This is a genomic window from Streptomyces sp. NPDC025651 (genome assembly GCF_055558735.1).
On sequence record NZ_JBVHLZ010000001.1, the window covers coordinates 1,307,151 to 1,328,513 of the forward strand.

Annotated in this window: 19 protein-coding genes; 16 read left to right on the forward strand and 3 right to left on the reverse strand. The window is 70.6% G+C overall.

The window, feature by feature from the left end:
- Window positions 1–18: 18 nt before the first annotated feature.
- From ACZ4D5_RS06095 to ACZ4D5_RS06105, 3 genes are all read right to left on the reverse strand, one after another.
- Entirely contained in the window at window positions 19–1,386 is a 1,368-nt protein-coding gene (locus ACZ4D5_RS06095) for a DUF58 domain-containing protein (protein ID WP_467771119.1), read from the reverse strand.
- Complete coding sequence (locus ACZ4D5_RS06100; protein WP_467771120.1) at window positions 1,386–2,408, reverse strand: AAA family ATPase; 1,023 nt, start codon at window positions 2,406–2,408, stop codon at window positions 1,386–1,388. Before ACZ4D5_RS06100 ends, ACZ4D5_RS06095 begins: the two co-directional genes overlap by 1 nt.
- 189 nt (window positions 2,409–2,597) lie before the next feature.
- Window positions 2,598–3,155, reverse strand: coding sequence for a beta-class carbonic anhydrase (locus ACZ4D5_RS06105; protein WP_467771121.1), 558 nt, complete (start codon window positions 3,153–3,155; stop codon window positions 2,598–2,600).
- A gap of 420 nt (window positions 3,156–3,575) precedes the next feature.
- Here ACZ4D5_RS06105 and rsmH point away from each other — a divergent pair, with 420 nt between their 5' ends.
- The 16 genes from rsmH (at window position 3,576) to ACZ4D5_RS06185 (ending at window position 21,261) form a co-directional block, all read left to right on the forward strand.
- The gene (rsmH, locus tag ACZ4D5_RS06110) at window positions 3,576–4,535 is read left to right on the forward strand and encodes a 16S rRNA (cytosine(1402)-N(4))-methyltransferase RsmH (protein WP_467771122.1); all 960 of its coding nucleotides are present in this window, start codon (window positions 3,576–3,578) and stop codon (window positions 4,533–4,535) included.
- 102 nt (window positions 4,536–4,637) lie between these two features.
- A complete protein-coding gene (ftsL, locus tag ACZ4D5_RS06115) occupies window positions 4,638–5,234 on the forward strand; it encodes a cell division protein FtsL (RefSeq protein ID WP_467771123.1) in 597 nt (198 codons plus the stop codon).
- Between the two features lie 5 nt (window positions 5,235–5,239).
- The gene (locus ACZ4D5_RS06120) at window positions 5,240–7,198 is read left to right on the forward strand and encodes a peptidoglycan D,D-transpeptidase FtsI family protein (RefSeq protein WP_467771124.1); all 1,959 of its coding nucleotides are present in this window, start codon (window positions 5,240–5,242) and stop codon (window positions 7,196–7,198) included.
- A gap of 19 nt (window positions 7,199–7,217) precedes the next feature.
- Entirely contained in the window at window positions 7,218–8,870 is a 1,653-nt protein-coding gene (locus ACZ4D5_RS06125) for a UDP-N-acetylmuramoyl-L-alanyl-D-glutamate--2,6-diaminopimelate ligase (protein WP_467771125.1), read from the forward strand.
- 4 nt (window positions 8,871–8,874) lie between these two features.
- Window positions 8,875–10,290 (forward strand): UDP-N-acetylmuramoyl-tripeptide--D-alanyl-D-alanine ligase, encoded by a 1,416-nt coding sequence (locus ACZ4D5_RS06130; RefSeq protein WP_467771126.1) that lies wholly within the window; start codon window positions 8,875–8,877, stop codon window positions 10,288–10,290.
- Window positions 10,287–11,357 (forward strand): phospho-N-acetylmuramoyl-pentapeptide-transferase, encoded by a 1,071-nt coding sequence (gene mraY, locus ACZ4D5_RS06135; RefSeq protein ID WP_362340636.1) that lies wholly within the window; start codon window positions 10,287–10,289, stop codon window positions 11,355–11,357. The genes ACZ4D5_RS06130 and mraY overlap by 4 nt, the downstream gene beginning before the upstream one ends.
- On the forward strand, window positions 11,339–12,778 hold the full coding sequence (murD, locus tag ACZ4D5_RS06140; protein ID WP_467771127.1) for a UDP-N-acetylmuramoyl-L-alanine--D-glutamate ligase: 1,440 nt from the start codon (window positions 11,339–11,341) through the stop codon (window positions 12,776–12,778). The genes mraY and murD overlap by 19 nt, the downstream gene beginning before the upstream one ends.
- 49 nt (window positions 12,779–12,827) lie before the next feature.
- Window positions 12,828–14,138: a putative lipid II flippase FtsW gene (ftsW, locus tag ACZ4D5_RS06145; protein WP_467771128.1), complete on the forward strand. Its 1,311-nt coding sequence runs from the start codon at window positions 12,828–12,830 to the stop codon at window positions 14,136–14,138.
- 6 nt (window positions 14,139–14,144) lie between these two features.
- Window positions 14,145–15,239: an undecaprenyldiphospho-muramoylpentapeptide beta-N-acetylglucosaminyltransferase gene (gene murG / locus ACZ4D5_RS06150; protein WP_362340641.1), complete on the forward strand. Its 1,095-nt coding sequence runs from the start codon at window positions 14,145–14,147 to the stop codon at window positions 15,237–15,239.
- A gap of 14 nt (window positions 15,240–15,253) precedes the next feature.
- Window positions 15,254–16,045 (forward strand): cell division protein FtsQ/DivIB, encoded by a 792-nt coding sequence (locus tag ACZ4D5_RS06155; protein WP_467771129.1) that lies wholly within the window; start codon window positions 15,254–15,256, stop codon window positions 16,043–16,045.
- A 275-nt stretch (window positions 16,046–16,320) separates the two neighbouring features.
- Window positions 16,321–17,547, forward strand: a complete 1,227-nt coding sequence (ftsZ, locus tag ACZ4D5_RS06160; protein WP_467771130.1) for a cell division protein FtsZ — start codon at window positions 16,321–16,323, stop codon at window positions 17,545–17,547.
- 17 nt (window positions 17,548–17,564) lie between these two features.
- Window positions 17,565–18,275, forward strand: a complete 711-nt coding sequence (gene pgeF, locus ACZ4D5_RS06165; RefSeq protein ID WP_467771131.1) for a peptidoglycan editing factor PgeF — start codon at window positions 17,565–17,567, stop codon at window positions 18,273–18,275.
- Window positions 18,276–18,281: 6 nt separating this feature from the next.
- Window positions 18,282–19,001: a YggS family pyridoxal phosphate-dependent enzyme gene (locus tag ACZ4D5_RS06170; RefSeq protein WP_467771132.1), complete on the forward strand. Its 720-nt coding sequence runs from the start codon at window positions 18,282–18,284 to the stop codon at window positions 18,999–19,001.
- A 124-nt stretch (window positions 19,002–19,125) separates the two neighbouring features.
- Entirely contained in the window at window positions 19,126–19,761 is a 636-nt protein-coding gene (locus tag ACZ4D5_RS06175) for a cell division protein SepF (protein WP_055699897.1), read from the forward strand.
- Window positions 19,762–19,829: 68 nt separating this feature from the next.
- Complete coding sequence (locus tag ACZ4D5_RS06180) at window positions 19,830–20,120, forward strand: YggT family protein (protein WP_467771133.1); 291 nt, start codon at window positions 19,830–19,832, stop codon at window positions 20,118–20,120.
- A gap of 46 nt (window positions 20,121–20,166) precedes the next feature.
- Entirely contained in the window at window positions 20,167–21,261 is a 1,095-nt protein-coding gene (locus ACZ4D5_RS06185; RefSeq protein WP_467771134.1) for a DivIVA domain-containing protein, read from the forward strand.
- The last annotated feature ends 102 nt before the right edge of the window (window positions 21,262–21,363 follow it).

The window sequence follows — 21,363 nt, forward strand, 5'->3', positions numbered from 1 at the left end:
TCGAGCCGTGGCGCCCCCTCATGCCCAGCCTCCGGTGGTCGTTCCGGCGGCGGGCGCGGGGCCCGCGCTCGTGCGCGCGCGGTCCGCCTGGCGCCACAGGTCCGCGAGCCCCGCGCCCGGCGGCACCACGAGGGCCGTCCAGCCCGCCTCGCGCAGCATCCGCACCCGCGCGTCGCCGGCTTCGGAGGGCAGGCCTCCGGGACCCTGTGCCCACGCCGCGCCGTCCAGGACGAACGCGACCGCGGAGCCGCTGCGCTGACGCATCTTGGCGACCACCGCCGCCTGCTCCTCGTCGAGGTCGCCGAGGAAGGCGACGAGCAGGCCTTCGTTGCCGCCGCGCAGGACGTCGTAGGCCCTGGAGAGTCCGGCGCCGTCCGAGTGGTCGACCACCGCGAGGGTGTCCATCATCAGCCCGGCCGCGTCCGCCGACTCCTGGCTCGCGCCCGCGAAGCCGTCCGAGCCCTCGCCCGGCACCGAGGTGCCGGTGTCGGTCAACAGCCGTACCGAGAAGCCCCGTTCGAGCATGTGCACAAGGGCGGACGCCGTGCCCGACACCGCCCACTCGAAGGCCGAGTCGGGTCCCGCGCCCCGGAAGCCGGCGCCCCGGGTGTCCAAGAGCACCGTGCAGCGGGCCCGCTGCGGCTGCTCCTCGCGGCGCACCATCAGCTCGCCGTAGCGCGCGGTGGAGCGCCAGTGCACCCGGCGCAGGTCGTCGCCGTGGCGGTACCCGCGCGGGATGACGTCGTCCTCGCCGGCCAGCGCCAGCGAGCGGTTGCGCCCGTCGCCGTACCCCTTGGCCTCGCCCGTGAGCCGCACCGGAGGCAGCGGCTCCACGCGCGGGATGACCGTCAGGGTGTCGTACGTCGAGAAGGAGCGCGTCAGTTCGCACATCCCGAACGGGTCCGTCAGGCGCAGCTGCAGCGGCCCCAGCGGATAGCGCCCGCGCAGGTCGGAGCGGACGCGGTAGGACACCTCGCGGCGCCCGCCCGCCTCGACCCGGTCGAGCACGAACCGGGGGCGCGGCCCGAGCACGTAGGGCACGCGGTCCTGGAGCATCAACAGGCCCGTGGGCAGCCGCGAGACGTTGTCCATCCGCAGGTGGACGCGGGCCTCCGAACCGGCCGGCACGCGCCCGGGGGAGAGCCTGCGGCTGCCCGCGACGCGGTAGCGGGTGCGGAACAGGACGAGGGCGCAGATCAGCGGCAGCACGGCGAGCAGCAGCCCGACGCGCAGCAGGTCGCTCTGGCCGAGGACGTAGGCGCAGATGGCGGCGGCGATGCCGGCCGCCAGGAAGGAACGCCCGCGGGTGGTCAGGCCCGCGAGAGCCGTGCGGAGCCCGCCCTTGTCGCCCTCGGCGTGGCCCGTCGGCTTCCCCCCTGCCGTCATCACAGCCTCCGCGCGCCGGGCGGCTGCTGGTTGAAGTAGGCGCCGGGACCGGGCTGCGCGTTGGCGGGCACCGGGGTGCGCTGCAGGATCTCCAGGACGACCGATTCTGCTGTACGGCGGTTCAACTGGGCCTGCGCGGTGGGCAGCAGGCGGTGCGCGAGGACCGCGACGGCCAGGGCCTGCACGTCGTCCGGCAGGGCGAACTCACGGCCGCTGAGCGCGGCGGAGGCCTTGGCGGCGCGCAGCAGGTGCAGCGTCGCGCGCGGGGAGGCCCCGAGTCTCAGGTCCGGGTGGTTGCGGGTCGCGGCGACCAGGTCCACCGCGTAACGCCGCACGGAGTCGGCCACGTGGACCGTGCGGACGGCGTCGATGAGCTTCACGATGTCGTGCGCGTGCGCCACCGGCTGGAGGTCGTCCAGGGGCGAGACGCCGCCGTGGACGTCGAGCATCTGCAGCTCGGCCTCCGGGTTGGGGTAGCCGATCGAGACCCGCGCCATGAACCGGTCGCGCTGTGCCTCGGGCAGGGGGTAGGTGCCCTCCATCTCGACGGGGTTCTGCGTGGCCACCACCATGAAGGGGCTGGGCAGTTCGTAGGTCTGCCCGTCGATGGTGACCTGGCGCTCCTCCATGGACTCCAGGAGCGCGGACTGCGTCTTCGGAGACGCGCGGTTGATCTCGTCGCCGATCACGATCTGCGCGAAGATCGCGCCCGGCTTGAACTCGAAGTCCCTGCGCTGCTGGTCGAAGATGGACACACCCGTGATGTCCGAAGGCAGCAGGTCCGGAGTGAACTGGATCCGCCGCACGGAGCAGTCGATGGACCGCGCGAGCGCCTTGGCGAGCATGGTCTTGCCGACGCCCGGCACATCCTCGATGAGCAGGTGCCCCTCGGCGAGGAGCACGGTCAGCGAAAGCCGTACGACCTCCGGCTTGCCCTCGATCACACCCTCCACCGACCCGCGGACACGCTCCGCTGTGGTGGTCAGATCTGTGAGGCTCGCTCGATCGTCATAGGTCGTCACCCGGCCCTCCTCGGCCCGTTCTCCGGGCCGGCGTTCACACGCGCGGCCCGGTCCACCCCGAATTCACCGACACCACGCGTGAATGGGCCGCGTGATGTCACCCCCGCATTGTTGTTGGGCATAGCGGGTCGTGTCACTCGCCTGTGGATAACTGGCGCCGATTTGTCGGGTCTTGCAACCCTTTGTCAGTCACGCAGGGTCGATCTCCCGCAGCAGACCGGTGGTGACGTCGAACACGAATCCGCGGATGTCGTCGGTGTGCAGGAGGAACGGCGAGGTCCGCACGCGCTGCATCGACTGCCGAACGTCCTGGTCGACGTCGCGGAAGGACTCCACCGCCCACGTCGGCCGCTGCCCGACCTCGTTCTCCAGGTCCTGCCGGAACTCCTCGGTGAGGGACTCCAGGCCGCAGCCGGTGTGGTGGATGAGGACGACGCTGCGGGTGCCGAGGGCGCGCTGACTGATGGTCAGGGAGCGGATGACGTCGTCCGTGACCACACCGCCTGCATTGCGGATGGTGTGGCAGTCGCCCAGCTCCAGGCCGAGCGCGTCGTGCAGGTCGAGACGGGCGTCCATGCAGGCCACGACGGCGACGTGCAGCACGGGACGGGCGTCCATGCCGGGATCGGTGAACCCGGCGGCGTACGTCTTGTTCGCCTCGACCAGACGGTCGGTGACGGTGCCGACGACCATGTCGCCGATCGGTTCTGCGGGAGTGCGGTCCGAAGGGGATGCGGAAGTCGACATGGCTATGACGTTAGTGCGCACTGATCGCGGGGGCCCGCCGTGAGGAAGGACAAAGAACGTCAAAGACTCTTGTTGTGAGGTAACCCACAGGAGTGCCGAGGCTGCGGCCGGACGGGTGACTCCGCCGGTTTCGCACCCCCGCCCCGGACCCGTCTGCGACGCGCAGGCCGGTTGATTGACCGGGCGACAGCGTGGACTAAAGTGGCGCGAAGCGGGAGAGGTGACCTGCTCCCTGCGGACTGCACATCACGGAGATTTTCTGAATCCCCCCACGTGCGCGGCGCGTACGTACGGCTCGGCCTCCTCCCGCTCCCGGTCGGCTGACGCCACTTCCCCGGCGCCAGCAGGCCATTCCCCTTCACAGAGCGGGCGGGGACCCGGCAGTGCGTACGAACGCCGCGCCGGACCTGAGAGGGCCCTTTGAGCGACAACAGCCGACACGTCCCGGTGATGCTCCAGCGGTGCCTGGACATGTTGGCCCCCGCACTCGCCGAGCCGGGAGCGGTCGTCGTCGACTGCACCCTCGGTCTCGGCGGCCACAGCGAGGCGCTCCTGTCCACGTTCCCGTCGGCGCGGCTCATCGCCCTCGACCGCGACAAGGAAGCGCTGCGCCTGTCCGGCGAACGGCTCGCCCCCTACGGCGACCGGGCCACCCTGGTGCACGCCGTCTACGACGAACTGCCCGACGTACTCGAGCGCCTCGACGTCCCGCGCGTCCAGGGCGTCCTGTTCGACCTCGGCGTCTCCTCCATGCAACTCGACGAGGCGGACCGGGGGTTCGCGTACGCCCAGGACGCCCCCCTGGACATGCGCATGGACCAGACGACCGGCATCAGCGCGGCCGAGGTCCTCAACACGTACGCACCCGGCGAACTGGTCAGGATCCTGCGGGCGTACGGCGAGGAGAAGCAGGCCAAGCGCATCGTGAGCGCCGTCGTGCGCGAGCGCGAGAAGGAGCCGTTCAGTAACAGCGCGCGGCTCGTCGAACTCATCCGCGACTCCCTGCCGCAGGCCGCCAAGCGCACCGGCGGCAACCCCGCCAAGCGCACCTTCCAGGCCCTGCGCATCGAGGTCAACGGCGAGCTGAGTGTCCTGGAGCGGGCCATCCCCGCGGCCGTCAAGGCGCTCGCCGTCGGCGGCAGGATCGCCGTCCTGTCGTACCACTCGCTGGAGGACCGCCTGGTCAAGCAGGTGTTCGCGGCCGGTGCCGCGACGACGGCGCCGCCCGGCCTGCCCGTCGTCCCCGAGCGCTACCAGCCGCGGCTCAAGCTTCTGACCCGCGGTGCCGAACTGCCCACCGAGGAAGAGGTCGCCGAGAACCGCAGGGCGGCACCGGCCCGGCTGCGGGGCGCCCAGCGCGTCCGCGAAGACGTCGAGTGAGCCGTCGGGCGGGCCGCCGCCCGCGCACCGGCTCCTGAGCATCGTCCGCTGAGCAGAACCAGCTGAGCAGAACCCGCTGATCAGAGTCCGCGAGGAGGCTCCATGAGCAAGAAGCCCGAGCTGAGGGGGAGGGCCGCCCGCCTCGCGCGGCTGCTGCCACAGGGGCCGACGCAGGCCGCGCGCACGCCCTTCGTCCTGCTCGTCGTGCTGCTCCTCGGCGGTGGCCTGATCACGCTGCTCATCCTGAACTCCTCCCTGAACGAGGGCTCGTTCCAGCTGAGCGAGCTCAAGAAGGAGACGAAGGAGCTCACCGAGGAGGAGCAGGAGCTCCAGCGCGACGTGGACGGCTATGCCGCGCCCGACGCCCTCCAGCGCCGCGCCCGCGAGCTCGGCATGGTCCCCGGCGGCGACCCGGCCTTCCTGAACCCCGACGGGACCGTGCGCGGCGTGCCCGGCGTCGCGGCCCGGCCCTCGTCGCTGCGGCAGCCCGCGCCGCGCCCGCAGGAGGCGGCCTCCCCGGCGCCCGCCGTTCCCGCCCCCGAGCCGCCTCCCGCGTCGCCCAGGCCCCCCGCCCCGGCGAGCCCCGCCGCGGAGCCGACCACGCAGCCCACGAAGCCCGCCCGTACCACCCCCGCCGCCCCGCAGCGCCCCACCGCGCAGGGCGCGGTGCCCGGCCCCACGACGACCTCCGGCAGGTGACGTAAGTGTCCGAAAGGCAACCCCCGCGGCGCAGGGTGCCAGGACCCGCGAGGCCCGCGCGCCCCGCACGGCCCGGCGCGCCCCGGCGCCCGTCGTCCGGCGGGCGCCCCGCAGGCCGCCGCCCCGCCGCCAAGGGCAAGGCCCGCACCATCCGCCTGGGCAGCCCGCGGCCGCGTCTGCGCATGGTCAGCCTCGGACTGACCCTGGTGATGCTGGCCTTCGTCGTGCGGCTGCTCCAGGTGCAGGCCGTCGACGCGAGCGCGTACGCCGCCAAGGCCGAGAAGAACCGCTACTTCACGCACACCCTGGCGGCCGAGCGCGGGCGCATCACCGACCGCGGCGGCGTCGAGCTGGCCGCGAGCGTGGACGCGTACGACATCACGGCCGACCCCACGCTGTTCACGCCGAAGGAGACCAAGACCAAGGACGCGCCCGAGCAGGCGGCCGCGCTCCTCGCGCCGATCCTCGGCAAGGACGTCGAGGAGCTGACGAAGAAGCTCAAGACCCCCGACACCCGCTACGTCCTTCTCGCCCGCCGCCAGACCCCCCAGGTCTGGAAGCAGATCAAGGACCTGCGCGGCGCGCTCGCCGAGAAGGCGGGCACGGACCCGAAGTCCCCGAACGTCCTTGCCGGCGTCCTCGCCGACCCCAGCAGCAAGCGGGTCTATCCGAACGACGACCTGGGCGCCGGGATACTGGGCTGGGTCAACGCCGACGGCAAGGGCGCGGGCGGCCTGGAGCAGCAGCTCGACAAGCAGCTGGCCGGCGAGGACGGCAAGATCCGCTACGCCCAGTCGGGCGGGCGCCGCGTGCCGACCGCGGGCTCCACGGAGACGCCCGCCGTGCCCGGCTCCGACGTCGAGCTCACCATCGACCGCGACATCCAGTGGGCCGCGCAGAACGCCATCAGCGAGCAGGTCAAGAAGTCCAAGGCCGACCGCGGCTACGTGATAGTGCAGGACACGCAGACCGGCGAGGTCCTCGCGATGGCCAACGCCCCCGGCTTCGACCCGAACGACCTCTCGCAGGCCAACGGCGCCGCCCTCGGCAACGCCGCGCTCCAGGACGCCTTCGAGCCCGGCTCCACCGCCAAGGTCATGTCGATGGCCGCCGTCCTCGAGGAGAACGCGGCCACGCCCGGCACGCACGTCACGGTGCCCAACCGGCTGCACCGCGGCGACCGCCTCTTCCAGGACGACATCGACCACCCGACCTGGCACCTGACGCTCAACGGCGTGCTCGCCAAGTCCTCCAACATCGGCACGATCCTCGCCACCGGCGAACTGGGCAGGACGCAGAAGGAGGCCAACGAGTCCCTCTACTCGTATCTGCGCAAGTTCGGCATCGGCAAGGAGACCGGGCTCGACTTCCCCGGCGAGACGTCCGGAATCCTCGCGCCCCCCGCCAAGTGGTCCACCTCGCAGCAGTTCACGATCCCGTTCGGCCAGGGCGTCTCGATCAACGCCATGCAGGCGACCTCGGTCTACTCGACCATCGCCAACGGCGGCGTACGCATCGAGCCCACGCTGGTGCGCGGCACGAAGGGCCCCGACGGCCGCTTCACGCCCGCGCCCAAGCCGAAGAAGACCCGGGTGGTGAGCGACAAGACCGCGAAGACCGTGTCGCAGATGCTCGAATCCGTCGTCGACGACGAAGAGGGCACCGGCACCAAGGCCCGCATCCCGGGCTACCGCGTCGCGGGCAAGACCGGCACGGCCAACCGGGTCGACCCGGCCACCGGCCGCTACAAGGGCTACACCTCGTCCTTCGCCGGCTTCGCGCCCGCGGACAAGCCGCGCGTCACCGTCTACTGCGCCATCCAGAACGCCACCAAGGGCAGCTACTTCGGCGGGCAGATCTGCGGACCCATCTACAAGGAGGTCATGGAGTTCGCCCTCAAGACGCTCCAAGTCCCGCCCACCGGAAGCACCCCGGCCCGCCTTCCGGTGACCTTCAAGCCCTGAGACCCACCAGGAACAGCCCGTGACAACCATCACGCCCGGCACGGGGAACCACCCCTCGCCACGCCCCTCACTTCGCTCCGAGAGGGGTACGCCCGGTACGCTCACCGCCGTGCCACACGCTGATCAGTCCCAAACCACCCAGAAGGGCGTTCCCGTGACCTATCCGGGACCGCCGCGGCCGGACCAGGTCTCCGCGACCTCACTGACGGAGCTCGCGGGCCAGCTGGGCGTCGCCGTCCCGGGCAGCGCGGAGATCACGGGCATCACGCACGACTCGCGCGCGGTGCGCCCCGGCGACATCTACGCCGCCCTGCCCGGCGCCCGGCTGCACGGCGCCGACTTCGTCGCGCAGGCCGCCGACCTCGGTGCCGCCGCGGTGCTCACCGACCCGACCGGCGCCGAGCGCGCGGCCGCGACCGGCCTGCCGGTCCTGGTCGTCGACGACCCGCGCGGAAGCATGGGCGAGCTGGCGGCGACGGTCTACGGCCACCCCGGCCGCGACCTCCTCCAGATCGGCATCACCGGCACCTCCGGGAAGACCACGACCGCGTACCTCATCGAGGGCGGTCTCAAGCGCGTCCGCGCGACCGGCCTCATCGGCACGGTCGAGATGCGCATCGGCGACGAGCGCATCAAGTCGGAGCGCACGACCCCCGAAGCCACCGACCTGCAGGCGCTGTTCGCGGTGATGCGCGAGCGCGGCGTCGAGGCGGTCGCCATGGAGGTCTCCAGCCACGCGCTGGTGCTCGGGCGGGTGGACGGCTGCGTCTTCGACGTCGCCGTCTTCAACAACCTCAGCCCGGAGCACATGGAGTTCCACTCCGACATGGAGGACTACTTCCAGGCCAAGGCGCAGCTGTTCACCAAGCGGCGCTCCCGGGTCGGCGTGGTCAACTTCGACGACGAGTACGGCCGCCGGCTCGTGACCGAGTCCGAGGTCCCCGTCACCACCTTCTCCGCCGAGGGCCACCCCGACGCCGACTGGCGTGCCGAGGACGTCGAGGTCGGGCCGCTCGACTCGACGTTCGTCGCGGTCGGTCCCAAGGGCGAGCGGATCACCGCCACGTCGCCGCTCGCGGGCCCCTTCAACGTCGCCAACACCCTCGCCGCGATCGTCTCGCTGGCCGTCGCGGGCATCGACCCGCAGCAGGCCGCCGACGGCGTCGCCGCGGTGCCCGGCGTGCCCGGCCGCCTGGAGCGCGTCGACGTCGGCCAGCCCTACCTCGCCGTCGTCGACTACGCCCACAAGACGGACGCCGTCGAATCGGTCCTGCGCGCGCTGCGCAAGGTCACCGAGGGCAAGCTGCACATCGTGCTCGGCTGCGGCGGCGACCGCGACAAGACCAAGCGGATGCCGATGGGCGCGGCCGCGGCCCGCCTCGCCGACACCGCCGTACTGACCTCCGACAACCCCCGTGGCGAGGACCCCCTCGCGATCCTCGCCACGATGCTCGCCGGCGCCGCCGACGTGCCGGCCCACGAGCGCGGCGAGGTCGCCGTCTTCGAGGACCGCGCCGCCGCCATCCGAGCTGTCGTCGCCCACGCTGGCCCGGGCGACACCGTCCTGGTCGCGGGCAAGGGCCACGAGCAGGGGCAGGACATCGCCGGGGTGGTGCGTCCCTTCGACGACCGCCAGGTGCTTCGCGAAGCTATCCAGCAAACCCAGGGATGAAGTTGTGATCGCCCTCTCCCTCGCCGAGATCGCCACCGTCGTCGGCGGGCAGACGTACGACATACCGGATCCGGCCGTCCAGGTCACCGGATCCGTCGTCCGGGACTCCCGTGAGGTGGAGCCCGGCAGCCTCTTCGTCGCCTTCGTCGGCGAGCGCGTCGACGGCCACGACTACGCGGCCGACGTGGTCGCCAAGGGCGCGGTCGCCGTGCTCGCGTCGCGGCCCGTCGGGGTGCCCGCCATCGTCGTCGACGACGTGCAGACGGCGCTCGGCGCCCTCGCGCGCCACGTCGTGGAGCGGCTCGGCGCGACCCTGGTGGCGCTGACCGGCTCCGTCGGCAAGACCAGCTCCAAGGACCTGCTCGCCCAGGTCCTTCGCCGCCACGCGCCCACCGTCTGGACGCCGGGCTCGCTCAACAACGAGATCGGGCTGCCGCTGACCGCGCTCAGCGCCACCGACGAGACGAAGTTCCTCGTGCTCGAAATGGGAGCGCGCGGAATCGGCCACATCCGGTACCTCACCGGTCTCACGCCGCCGAGGATCGGCCTCGTCCTGAACGTCGGCACCGCCCACATCGGCGAGTTCGGCGGACGCGAGAAGATCGCGGAAGCGAAGGGCGAGTTGGTGGAGTCGCTGCCCGACGACGGCGCCGCGATCCTCAACGCCGACGACCCGCTCGTGCGCGCGATGGCCTCGCGTACGAAGGCCCGCGTGCTCCTCTTCGGAGAGTCCGAGGACGCCGACGTACGGGCCGAAAATGTCCGGCTCACAGAGAACGGACAGCCTGCTTTTACGCTGCACACACCCTCCGGGTGCAGCGACGTGACGTTGCGGCTGTACGGTGAGCACCACGTGTCGAACGCGCTTGCCGCGGCCGCCGTCGCCCATGAGCTGGGCATGTCCGTGGACGAGATCGCCCTCGCGCTCTCCGAGGCGGGCACGCTGTCCCGCTGGCGGATGGAGGTCACCGAGCGCCCGGACGGTGTGACGGTCGTCAACGACGCCTACAACGCGAACCCCGAGTCCATGCGAGCGGCGCTGCGCGCGCTCGTGGCCATGGGCAAGGGGCGTCGTACGTGGGCGGTGCTCGGGCAGATGGCCGAGCTCGGGGACGAGGGTCTCGCCGAGCACGACGCGGTCGGACGCCTTGCCGTCCGGCTCAACGTGAGCAAGCTCGTGGCAGTCGGGGGCAGGGAAGCGTCCTGGCTCCAACTGGGCGCATACAACGAGGGTTCGTGGGGTGAGGAGTCGGTGCACGTGTCCGACGCACAGGCGGCGATCGACCTGCTGCGCAGCGAGCTGCGCGCGGGAGACGTCGTACTGGTGAAGGCGTCCAGATCGGTCGGTCTCGAGCGGGTCGCCACGGCGCTGCTCGACGACGCCGCGGTGTCTTCTGAGGGGCAGGTCTCCGGCCGATGAGGCAGATCCTCTTCGCGGGTGTGATCGGGCTCTTCCTGACCCTGGTCGGCACCCCGCTGCTGATCAAGCTCCTGGCCCGCAAGGGTTATGGCCAGTTCATCCGGGACGACGGCCCGCGCGAGCACCACAGCAAGCGCGGTACGCCGACCATGGGCGGCATCGCCTTCATCCTGGCCACGCTCATCGCGTACTTCCTCACGAAGATCCTCACCGGCACGGAGACCACGCTCTCCGGTCTCCTGGTGCTCTTCCTGATGGCGGGCATGGGCCTCGTCGGCTTCCTCGACGACTACATCAAGATCGTCAAGCAGCGCTCGCTGGGTCTGCGCGCCAAGGCGAAGATGCTCGGCCAGCTGATCGTCGGCATCGGCTTCGCCGTGATGGCGCTCAACTGGCCGGACAACCGCAACCAGACGCCGGCCTCCACCAAGCTGTCGTTCGTCACGGACTTCGGCTGGTCTATCGGCCCGGTCCTGTTCGTGGTCTGGGCGCTGTTCATGATCCTCGCGATGTCGAACGGCGTGAACCTCACCGACGGTCTGGACGGCCTCGCCACCGGCGCCTCCGTGATGGTCTTCGGCGCCTACACCTTCATCGGTGTCTGGCAGTACCAGGAGTCCTGCGCCAACTCGGCGACGCTGATCAACCCGCAGGCCTGCTACGAGGTCAGGGACCCGCTCGACCTCGCGGTCGTGGCCTCCGCCCTGATGGGCGCCTGTTTCGGCTTCCTGTGGTGGAACACCTCGCCCGCCAAGATCTTCATGGGTGACACCGGTTCGCTCGCCCTCGGCGGCGCGCTCGCCGGCCTCGCGATCTGCTCCCGCACGGAGCTGCTCCTCGCGCTGCTCGGCGGCCTCTTCGTCCTGATCACCATGTCGGTCGTCATCCAGGTCGGTTCGTTCCGCCTCACCGGCAAGCGCGTCTTCCGCATGGCGCCACTGCAGCACCACTTCGAACTCAAGGGGTGGTCCGAGGTCCTTGTGGTGGTCCGCTTCTGGATCATCCAGGGCATGTGCGTGATCGTCGGCCTCGGTCTCTTCTACGCGGGATGGGCAGCCGAAAAGTGACCACAGCGTCCGACTGGCAGGGCAGGAACGTCACCGTCGCCGGTCTCGGCGTGAGCGGCATCAGCGCCGCCCGCGCCCTGGCCGGCCTCGGCGCGACGGTGACCGTCGTGGACGGCGGCTCCGGCGAGGCACACAGGGAGCGCGCCGCCTCTCTTGAGGGCGACGGCATCTCCGTACGCCTGGGAGACGCGGAAACGCTTCCCGAGGGCACCGACCTGGTGGTCACCTCGCCCGGCTGGAAGCCGTCGTCGCCGCTCTTCGCCGCGGCCGCCGCCGCGGGCGTGGACGTCGTCGGAGACGTCGAGATCGCCTGGCGCCTGCGCGGCCCGGACGCCGCTCCCTGGCTCGCCGTCACGGGCACCAACGGCAAGACCACGACCACGCAGATGCTCGCCTCGATCCTGACGGCGGAGGGGCTGCGCACGGCCGCCGTCGGCAACATCGGCACCCCGATCGTGGACGTGGTCCTGGAGGGCGACGACGCGTACGACGTGCTCGCCGTCGAGCTGTCCTCGTACCAGCTGCACTGGGCGCCCTCCCTGCGCGCCCACTCCGCGACGGTCCTGAACCTCGCGCCCGACCACCTCGACTGGCACGGCTCCATGGAGGCGTACGCCGCCGACAAGGGCCGCATCTACGAGGGCAACCGGGTCGCCTGCGTCTACAACGTGTCCGACAAGGCCACCGAGGACCTGGTCCGCGAGGCCGACGTCGAAGAGGGCTGCCGCGCCATCGGATTCACGCTGAACGCGCCCGCGCCCTCGCAACTGGGCGTCGTGGACGGCATCCTGGTCGACCGTGCCTTCGTGCCGGACCGCCAGAAGCAGGCCCAGGAGCTCGCCGAGATCTCCGACGTCCAGCCGCCCGCTCCGCACAACATCGCCAACGCGCTGGCCGCGGCGGCCCTCGCGCGCGCCTTCGGCGTGCGGGCGACGGCCGTGCGCGAGGGCCTGCGCGCCTTCCGCCCGGACGCCCACCGCATCGAGCACGTCGCCGACGTGGCCGGTGTCGCGTACGTCGACGACTCCAAGGCCACCAACACCCACGCCGCGCAGGCGTCGTTGGCGGCGTACGAGTCGATCGTCTGGATCGCGGGCGGGCTCGCCAAGGGCGCCACCTTCGACGAGCTCGTGGGCACCGCGGCGAAGCGGCTGCGCGGCGCCGTCCTGATCGGCGCCGACCGCGAGCTGATCCGCGAAGCCCTCGCGCGACACGCGCCCGAGGTCCCGGTCGTCGACCTCGACCGCACCGACACTGGTGCGATGTCCGAGGCGGTACGGCGTGCGGCGGAGCTGGCTCAGCCGGGGGACACCGTCCTGATGGCTCCGGCCTGTGCGTCGATGGACATGTTCACCAACTACAACAAGCGTGGTGAAGCGTTCGCGGACGCCGTCCGCGAACTCGGCTCCACAAGCGCCTGACCGGGCTTTCTGTCCGGCGGGGCGCCGGGCACACCCTTGGGAGGGGAACGTGGCCAGGTCTTCCGTGCGGGTCGCCAGACGACCGGCTCCGGTACGCGCCAGAGGTGCCTCCCACCCTCCGGGCGAGAGCGGGCCCCGGCGGCTCTACACCAGGGCTCGCCGGGCGTGGGACAGGCCGCTCACCGCGTACTACCTCATCTTTGGCAGCAGTCTGCTGATCACGGTGCTGGGCCTGGTGATGGTCTACTCGGCGTCGATGATCCAGGCGCTGCAGCTGGACCTGCCCGCCTCGTACTTCTTCCGCAAGCAGTTCGTGGCCGCCGTGCTCGGCGCGATCCTGCTGCTCGTCGCCATGCGGATGCCCATCAAGCTGCACCGCGCGCTCGCCTACCCGATGCTCGCGGTGACCGTCTTCCTGATGGTCCTCGTGCAGATCCCGGGGATAGGGCGCAGCGTCAACGGCAACCAGAACTGGATCTACCTGGGCGGCCCGTTCCAGCTGCAGCCCAGTGAGTTCGGCAAGCTCGCCCTCGTCCTGTGGGGCGCCGACCTGCTCGCGCGTAAACACGACAAGCGGCTGTTGACCCAGTGGAAACACATGCTGGTGCCGCTCGTCCCGGTCGCCTTCATGCTGCTCGGACTCATCATGCTCGGCGGCGACATGGGGACGGCGATCATCCTCACGGCGATCCTTTTCGGACTGCTGTGGCTCGCGGGGGCGCCGACACGGCTCTTCGCCGGCGTGCTCGGCGTCGCGGCCGTGCTCGGTGTGATTCTCATCAAGACCAGCCCCAACCGCATGGCCAGGCTGGCGTGCATCGGCGCCACGGATCCGGGCCCCGGGGACCAGTGCTGGCAGGCCGTGCACGGCATCTATGCCCTGGCCTCCGGCGGATTCTTCGGTTCCGGTCTCGGCGCGAGTGTGGAAAAATGGGGTCAACTGCCTGAACCGCACACCGACTTCATCTTCGCCATCACGGGGGAGGAACTCGGCCTGGCAGGGACACTGTCGGTGCTCGCTCTGTTCGCGGCTCTAGGCTATGCGGGTATCCGCGTGGCCGGACGCACGGAGGACCCCTTCGTGAGGTATGCCGCGGGAGGTGTGACCACCTGGATCACGGCCCAGGCCGTGGTCAACATCGGTGCGGTGCTCGGTCTGCTGCCGATCGCCGGTGTCCCGCTCCCGCTGTTCTCCTACGGGGGTTCGGCCCTGCTGCCGACCATGTTCGCCATCGGACTCCTCATCGCCTTCGCGCGATCGGACCCCGCGGCGAAGGCGGCCCTGGCCATGCGGCAACCTCGGGTGAGATGGAACACGATGCGACGGCGCGTCAAGGCGCGTTCGTCCGGAGAGCGGTGAATTTCGGTGCATGTCGTACTCGCCGGTGGGGGGACCGCCGGCCACATCGAGCCCGCGCTTGCCCTCGCGGACGCCCTGCGCAGGCAGGACCCGACCGTGGGCATCACGGCCCTGGGCACGGAGCGTGGACTCGAGACCCGACTCGTACCCGAGCGGGGCTACGAACTCGCGCTGATCCCGGCCGTACCGCTGCCGCGCAAGCCCACTCCTGAGCTGATCACCGTCCCGGGACGGCTGCGCGGCACCATCAAGGCGGCCGAGCAGATCCTGGAGCGCACCAAGGCGGACTGCGTGGTCGGCTTCGGCGGCTATGTCGCCCTGCCCGGCTACCTCGCGGCCAAGCGGACCGGGACGCCGATCGTGGTGCACGAGGCCAACGCGCGCCCCGGCCTGGCCAACAAGATCGGTTCGCGGTACGCGCACGGGGTGGCCGTCGCCACACCGGACAGCAAGCTGCGCAACTCCCGCTACATCGGCATCCCGTTGCGCCACACCATCGCCACGCTCGACCGGGCCCGGGTCCGCCCCGAGGCGCGCGCCGCGTTCGGCCTCGACCCGAACCTGCCGACCCTGCTGGTCTCCGGCGGTTCCCAGGGCGCCCGCCGCCTGAACGAGGTCATCCAGCAGGTCGCTCCGGTCCTGCAGCGTGCGGGCATCCAGATCCTGCACGCGGTCGGCCCGAAGAACGAATTGCCGCAGGTGCAGCAGATGCCGGGGATGCCCCCGTACATCCCGGTACCGTACGTGGACCGGATGGACCTCGCGTACGCCGCGGCCGACATGATGCTCTGCCGCGCGGGCGCGATGACCGTCGCCGAACTCTCCGCCGTCGGGCTCCCGGCCGCGTACGTCCCGCTGCCGATCGGCAACGGCGAACAGCGGCTCAACGCCCAGCCGGTGGTCAAGGCGGGCGGCGGACTGCTGGTCGACGACGCGGAACTGACGCCCGAGTGGGTCCAGGGCAACGTCCTGCCCGTGCTCGCCGACCCCCACCGGCTGTACGAGATGTCCCGAGCCGCCTCGGAGTTCGGCCGCAGGGACGCCGACGAGCTTCTGGTCGGCATGGTGTACGAGGCGATTGCGTCACGCCGTAACGCGTGAGAAGGCAGGGGACCGTGGCCGGACCGACCACCGCCGAACGGCAGCAGCAGAAGTCCGGCCCGCCCCGCCCGCAGCGCACCCGCCGCCTCGGGCTGCCCCGTTCGCGCACCCTGATCATCTGCCTGGTCCTCGCGGTGCTGCTCGGCGCGGGCGGCGTCTGGGTGCTCTACGGCTCGCAGTGGCTGCGCCTGGAGCGTGTGACGACGTCCGGCACCCGGGTGCTGACGCCCGAAGAGGTGCGCGAAGCGGCCGACGCCCCCGTCGGGGCACCACTGATTTCGGTCGACACTGACGCCCTCGAAGACCGCCTCCGCTCGAAATTGCCCCGAATTGACTCGATTGACGTCGTGCGGTCCTGGCCGCACGGAATCGGGCTCAAAGTGACGGAACGTAAGCCGGTTCTCCTCATCGAAAAGGGCGGAAAGTTCGTCGAAGTGGACGCCAAGGGAGTGCGATTCGCCACGGTCGAGCGCGCTCCGAAGGGCGTACCGCATCTCGAATTGACGCCGGATCAGGAGAGCGGCGCGGCCAGCCTGCGCCGGTTCGGCGCCGACCGGCTGCTGCGCGAGGCGGTGCGGGTCGCCGGCGACCTGCCCGAGTCCGTGGCCCACCGGACCAGGAACGTCAAGGTCCGGTCGTACGACTCCATCTCGCTGGAGTTGGGCGACGGACGCACGGTCGCGTGGGGGAGCGGCGAGAAAGGTCGGGCCAAGGCCGCGGCCCTCACCGCCCTGATGAAAGCGGCACCCAAGGCACGGCACTTCGATGTGAGCGTTCCCACCGCCCCTGCGTCAGCGGGGAGTTGACGCATATCGTCGCAGGCCAGCACCCTGGTTCGGCAGCGCTACGGCTGATCACATAGGGTGAAAAGAAAAACGGGAGGTTCGGCGTGTTCGTTGAACGTGCGCCACTTGTCGACTTAGTGTCCTGTTCGGAAGAGTCCAGGGAACAGACACACTGGTAACCCTAAACTTCAGCGTTAGGGTTCGGGTCGGCGTTCGGACCGTCCCATTCGGCATCAGTCGTCGCATCGCGTCAGAGCGAAACGGCGACACGTAACTCGAGGCGAGAGGCCTTCGACGTGGCAGCACCGCAGAACTACCTCGCAGTCATCAAAGTCATCGGTGTCGGCGGCGGTGGTGTCAATGCCATCAACCGGATGATCGAGGTCGGTCTCAAGGGCGTCGAGTTCATCGCCATCAACACCGACGCGCAAGCCCTGTTGATGAGCGACGCCGACGTCAAGCTCGACGTCGGCCGTGAACTCACCCGCGGACTCGGCGCCGGCGCCAACCCGGCCGTCGGCCGCAAGGCCGCAGAGGACCACCGCGAGGAGATCGAGGAGGTCCTCAAGGGGGCCGACATGGTCTTCGTCACCGCCGGCGAGGGCGGCGGCACCGGCACCGGCGGCGCACCCGTCGTCGCCAACATCGCGCGCTCGCTCGGCGCCCTCACCATCGGTGTGGTCACGCGGCCGTTCACCTTCGAGGGCCGTCGCCGCGCCAACCAGGCCGAGGACGGCATCGCGGAGCTGCGCGAAGAGGTCGACACCCTCATCGTCATCCCCAACGACCGGCTCCTGTCCATCTCGGACCGCCAGGTCTCGGTCCTCGACGCCTTCAAGTCGGCGGACCAGGTCCTGCTCTCCGGTGTCCAGGGCATCACCGACCTCATCACCACGCCCGGCCTGATCAACCTCGACTTCGCCGACGTCAAGTCGGTCATGTCCGAGGCCGGTTCGGCCCTCATGGGCATCGGCTCGGCCCGCGGCGACGACCGCGCGGTGGCCGCCGCCGAGATGGCGATCTCCTCGCCGCTCCTCGAGGCGTCCATCGACGGCGCCCGCGGTGTGCTGCTCTCCATCTCCGGTGGGTCGGACCTCGGCCTCTTCGAGATCAACGAAGCGGCCCAACTGGTCAGCGAGGCCGCGCACCCCGAGGCCAACATCATCTTCGGCGCGGTCATCGACGACGCGCTCGGCGACGAGGTCAGGGTCACCGTCATCGCGGCGGGCTTCGACGGCGGACAGCCACCGTCCAAGCGGGACAACGTCCTTGGCTCGGCGTCAGGATCGGCCAAGCGCGAGGAGCCCGCGGCACCCACGCGTCCTGCCGAATCGTCCCGCCCGGCCTTCGGCGGCCTCGGCAGCGTCACGTCGCGCGAGGAGCCCTCGACGCCGGAGCCCGCGGAGGCACCCCCGGTGAGCGAGGCCCCGTCCGCGCCCGCGACGGCGCCGCACGTCCCGCCGGCCCGTCCCTACCAGGACAGCCAGGCCGAAGAGCTGGACGTGCCGGACTTCTTGAAGTGATAAGCAAGCACAGCACCGTGAGCGGCGCGCACTTCGCCTTCACCGACAGGTGGGGCGGGGTGAGCGCCGTTCCGTACGAAGAGCTCAACCTCGGCGGCGCGGTCGGCGACGACCCGGAGGCCGTGCGGACCAACCGCACGCTGGCCGCCAAGTCCCTCGGCATCGACCCGGTCAGGGTCGTCTGGATGAACCAGGTCCACGGCCGCGACGTCGCCGTGGTCGACGGGCCCTGGGGGTCCGACGCCGAGATCCCGGCCGTCGACGCGGTGGTGACCGCCCGCAGGGGCCTCGCCCTCGCCGTCCTCACCGCGGACTGCACGCCCGTCCTGCTCGCCGATCCGGTCGCCAAGGTCGCGGCCGCGGCGCACGCCGGACGCCCCGGCATGGTGGCGGGCGTCGTTCCCGCCGCCGTCGAGGCCATGGTGCGGCTGGGCGCGGACCCGGCCCGCATCGTCGCCCGCACCGGGCCCGCCGTCTGCGGGCGTTGCTACGAAGTGCCGCAGGCGATGCGCGCCGACGTGGCCGCCGTCGAGCCGGCGGCGTACGCCGAGACGAGTTGGGGCACGCCCGCGGTCGACGTGACCGCCGGGGTGCACGCCCAGCTCGAGCGGCTCGGCGTGCGCGACCGGGAGCAGTCGCCGGTGTGCACGCTGGAATCCGGTGACCACTTCTCGTACCGCCGCGACCGCACCACCGGTCGTCTCGCGGGCTATGTCTGGCTGGACTGATAGGGCATGACGGAGCGTAAGTCTCAACTCGCCGCAAATCTGGCGCAGGTCGAGGAGCGCATCGCCGCGGCGTGCGCCGCGGCCGGGCGCAAGCGGGAAGAAGTGACCCTGATCGTGGTCACGAAGACCTACCCCGCGAGCGATGTGCGGATCCTGTCGGAACTCGGTGTGCGTCATGTCGCGGAGAACCGCGACCAGGACGCGGCACCGAAGGCGGCCCAGTGCACGGACCTTCCCCTCAGCTGGCACTTCGTCGGTCAGTTGCAGACCAACAAGGTCCGTTCCGTGGTCGGTTATGCCGATCTGGTGCAGTCAGTGGATCGTCCCAAGCTCGTCACAGCTTTGTCGAAGGAAGCGGTGCGCGCGGAGCGCGAGCTCGGCTGCCTGATCCAGGTCGCGCTCGACGCGGAGGAGAACGGCCGGGGCGAGCGCGGGGGCGTGGGGCCGGGCGGAATCGAAGAGTTGGCCGACCTCGTGGCCGGGGCGCCGGGGCTGCGGCTCGACGGTCTGATGACCGTCGCGCCGCTCACCGGACCGTACGCGGGGCGGCAACAGGCGGCGTTCGAGCGGTTGATGGAATTCTCAACCCTCATGCGCGCGGCTCATCCGGCTGCGAACATGGTGTCGGCAGGGATGAGTGCGGACCTCGAACAGGCCGTTGCGGCCGGGGCGACACATGTGCGCGTCGGTACGGCGGTACTCGGAGTCCGACCCGGGCTCGGGTAACGTCGCCAAGAAGTCGGACCACAGCAGAAAATATGGTCATTCTCGCTGTTGGGCGGGGATACCTCGTGGATCGCGGGCAGTTGGTGACGACAGCCGATCCACCACAGAGCGGAGGACTCAGAGCATGGCCGGCGCGATGCGCAAGATGGCGGTCTACCTCGGCCTCGTGGAGGACGATGGGTACGACGGTCCGGGGTTCGACCCCGATGACGAGTTCGAACCCGAGCCGGAGCCCGAGCGCGACCGCAGGCGGCATGAACCGCCGCATCAGTCGCACCAGCCCCATCAGCCTCAACGGGACGAATCGGTACGAGTGGTGCAGCCGCCCGCCCAGCGCGAGCCGGCGGCCCATTCGTCCTCGCTGGCCGCGGAATCCGGACGTCCGGCACGAATCGCCCCCGTGGCATCCATCACACCTGAACGTCAGAGCCTGGAGAAGAACGCACCGGTGATCATGCCCAAGGTCGTGTCCGAGCGGGAGCCCTACCGCATCACCACATTGCACCCCCGGACCTACAACGAGGCCCGTACCATCGGGGAACACTTCCGCGAGGGCACTCCGGTGATCATGAATCTGACCGAGATGGACGACACGGATGCGAAGCGACTTGTCGACTTTGCCGCCGGTCTGGTCTTCGGTCTGCATGGCAGCATTGAGCGCGTGACGCAGAAGGTGTTCCTGTTGTCGCCTGCTAACGTCGATGTAACGGCGGAGGACAAGGCTCGCATCGCAGAGGGCGGGTTCTTCAACCAGAGCTGAGACGCAAGTGACGCAGTAGCAGTACCGGATCGAGCAGCACGGATACATGGGGAGAGGGAAGCGCGAAGATGGGCGTTGTTGGACAGGTGCTCTACATCGCGTTGATGTGTTTCCTCGTCGTGCTGATCTTCCGGTTGGTCATGGACTACGTCTTCCAGTTCGCCCGCTCATGGCAACCCGGCAAGGCGATGGTGGTCGTTCTGGAGGCCACCTACACTGTCACTGATCCACCGCTCAAGCTTCTGCGGCGGTTCATTCCGCCGCTGCGTCTCGGGGGCGTGGCGCTCGACCTGTCCTTCTTCGTATTGATGATCATCGTCTACATCCTGATCACCATTGTGAGGTCGGTGTTGGTGTGAACGATACGGTCTTGCCGAATGCCGACGACTACGTTGAGGTGAAGAGATGCCGTTGACCCCCGAGGACGTGCGGAACAAGCAGTTCACGACCGTCCGCCTCCGAGAAGGCTATGACGAGGACGAGGTCGATGCCTTCCTCGATGAGGTCGAAGCCGAACTGACCCGTCTCCTCCGTGAGAACGAGGACCTGCGCGCCAAGCTCGCCGCGGCCACCCGTGCCGCCGCGCAGAACCAGCAGCAGGGCGGAATGCGCAAGGGCCCCGACGGGCCCCAGGACCAGCGCGGTCCCGGCGCGCCCGTGCCTGCCGCAATATCTGGCCCGCAGCCGGTCCCGCCGCAGCAGCAGATGGGCGGCCCGATGGGCGGCCCGCCGCAGCTGCCGGGCGGTGCGCCGCAGCTGCCCGCAGGCCCCAGCGGCCACGGCCCGCAGGGCGGTCCGCAGGGTCCGGGACCGATGGGTCAGGGTCCGATGGGTGGCCCGATGGGCGGTCCCATGGGCGGCCACGGTCCGCAGATGCCGCAGCCCGGTCAGGGCCCCGGTGGCGACAGCGCCGCCCGTGTCCTCTCCCTTGCGCAGCAGACCGCCGACCAGGCGATCGCGGAGGCCCGTTCCGAGGCCAACAAGATCGTCGGCGAGGCCCGTTCGCGCGCCGAGGGCCTCGAGCGTGACGCCCGTGCCAAGGCCGACGCCCTGGAGCGGGACGCGCAGGAGAAGCACCGCGTCGCGATGGGCTCGCTGGAGTCCGCCCGCGCCACGCTGGAGCGCAAGGTCGAGGACCTGCGCGGCTTCGAGCGCGAGTACCGCACGCGTCTGAAGTCCTACCTGGAGTCGCAGCTGCGTCAGCTGGAGACCCAGGCCGACGACTCGCTGGCCCCGCCGCGCACTCCGGCCACCGCCTCGCTGCCGCCGTCCCCGGCGCCGTCGATGGCCCCGGCCGGCGCAGGTGTCCCGTCCTACGGCGGCAACCAGTCGATGGGCGGCAACAACCAGCCCGCCGGCGGTCCGTCCTACGGCGGCCAGCAGCAGATGTCCCCGGCGATGACCCAGCCGATGGCGCCGGTGCGGCCGCAGGGTCCCGCGCCGATGCAGCAGGCTCCGTCGCCGATGCGCGGCTTCCTCATCGACGAGGACGACAACTGACGGGCGTGAGCACGCCATAGGCGTCGGCAGCGTTCAGGGCCGGGCCCCCAGAGACTCTCTGGGGGCCCGGCCCTTTTGTGCGCGGTGGTTGCAGAAACGTTC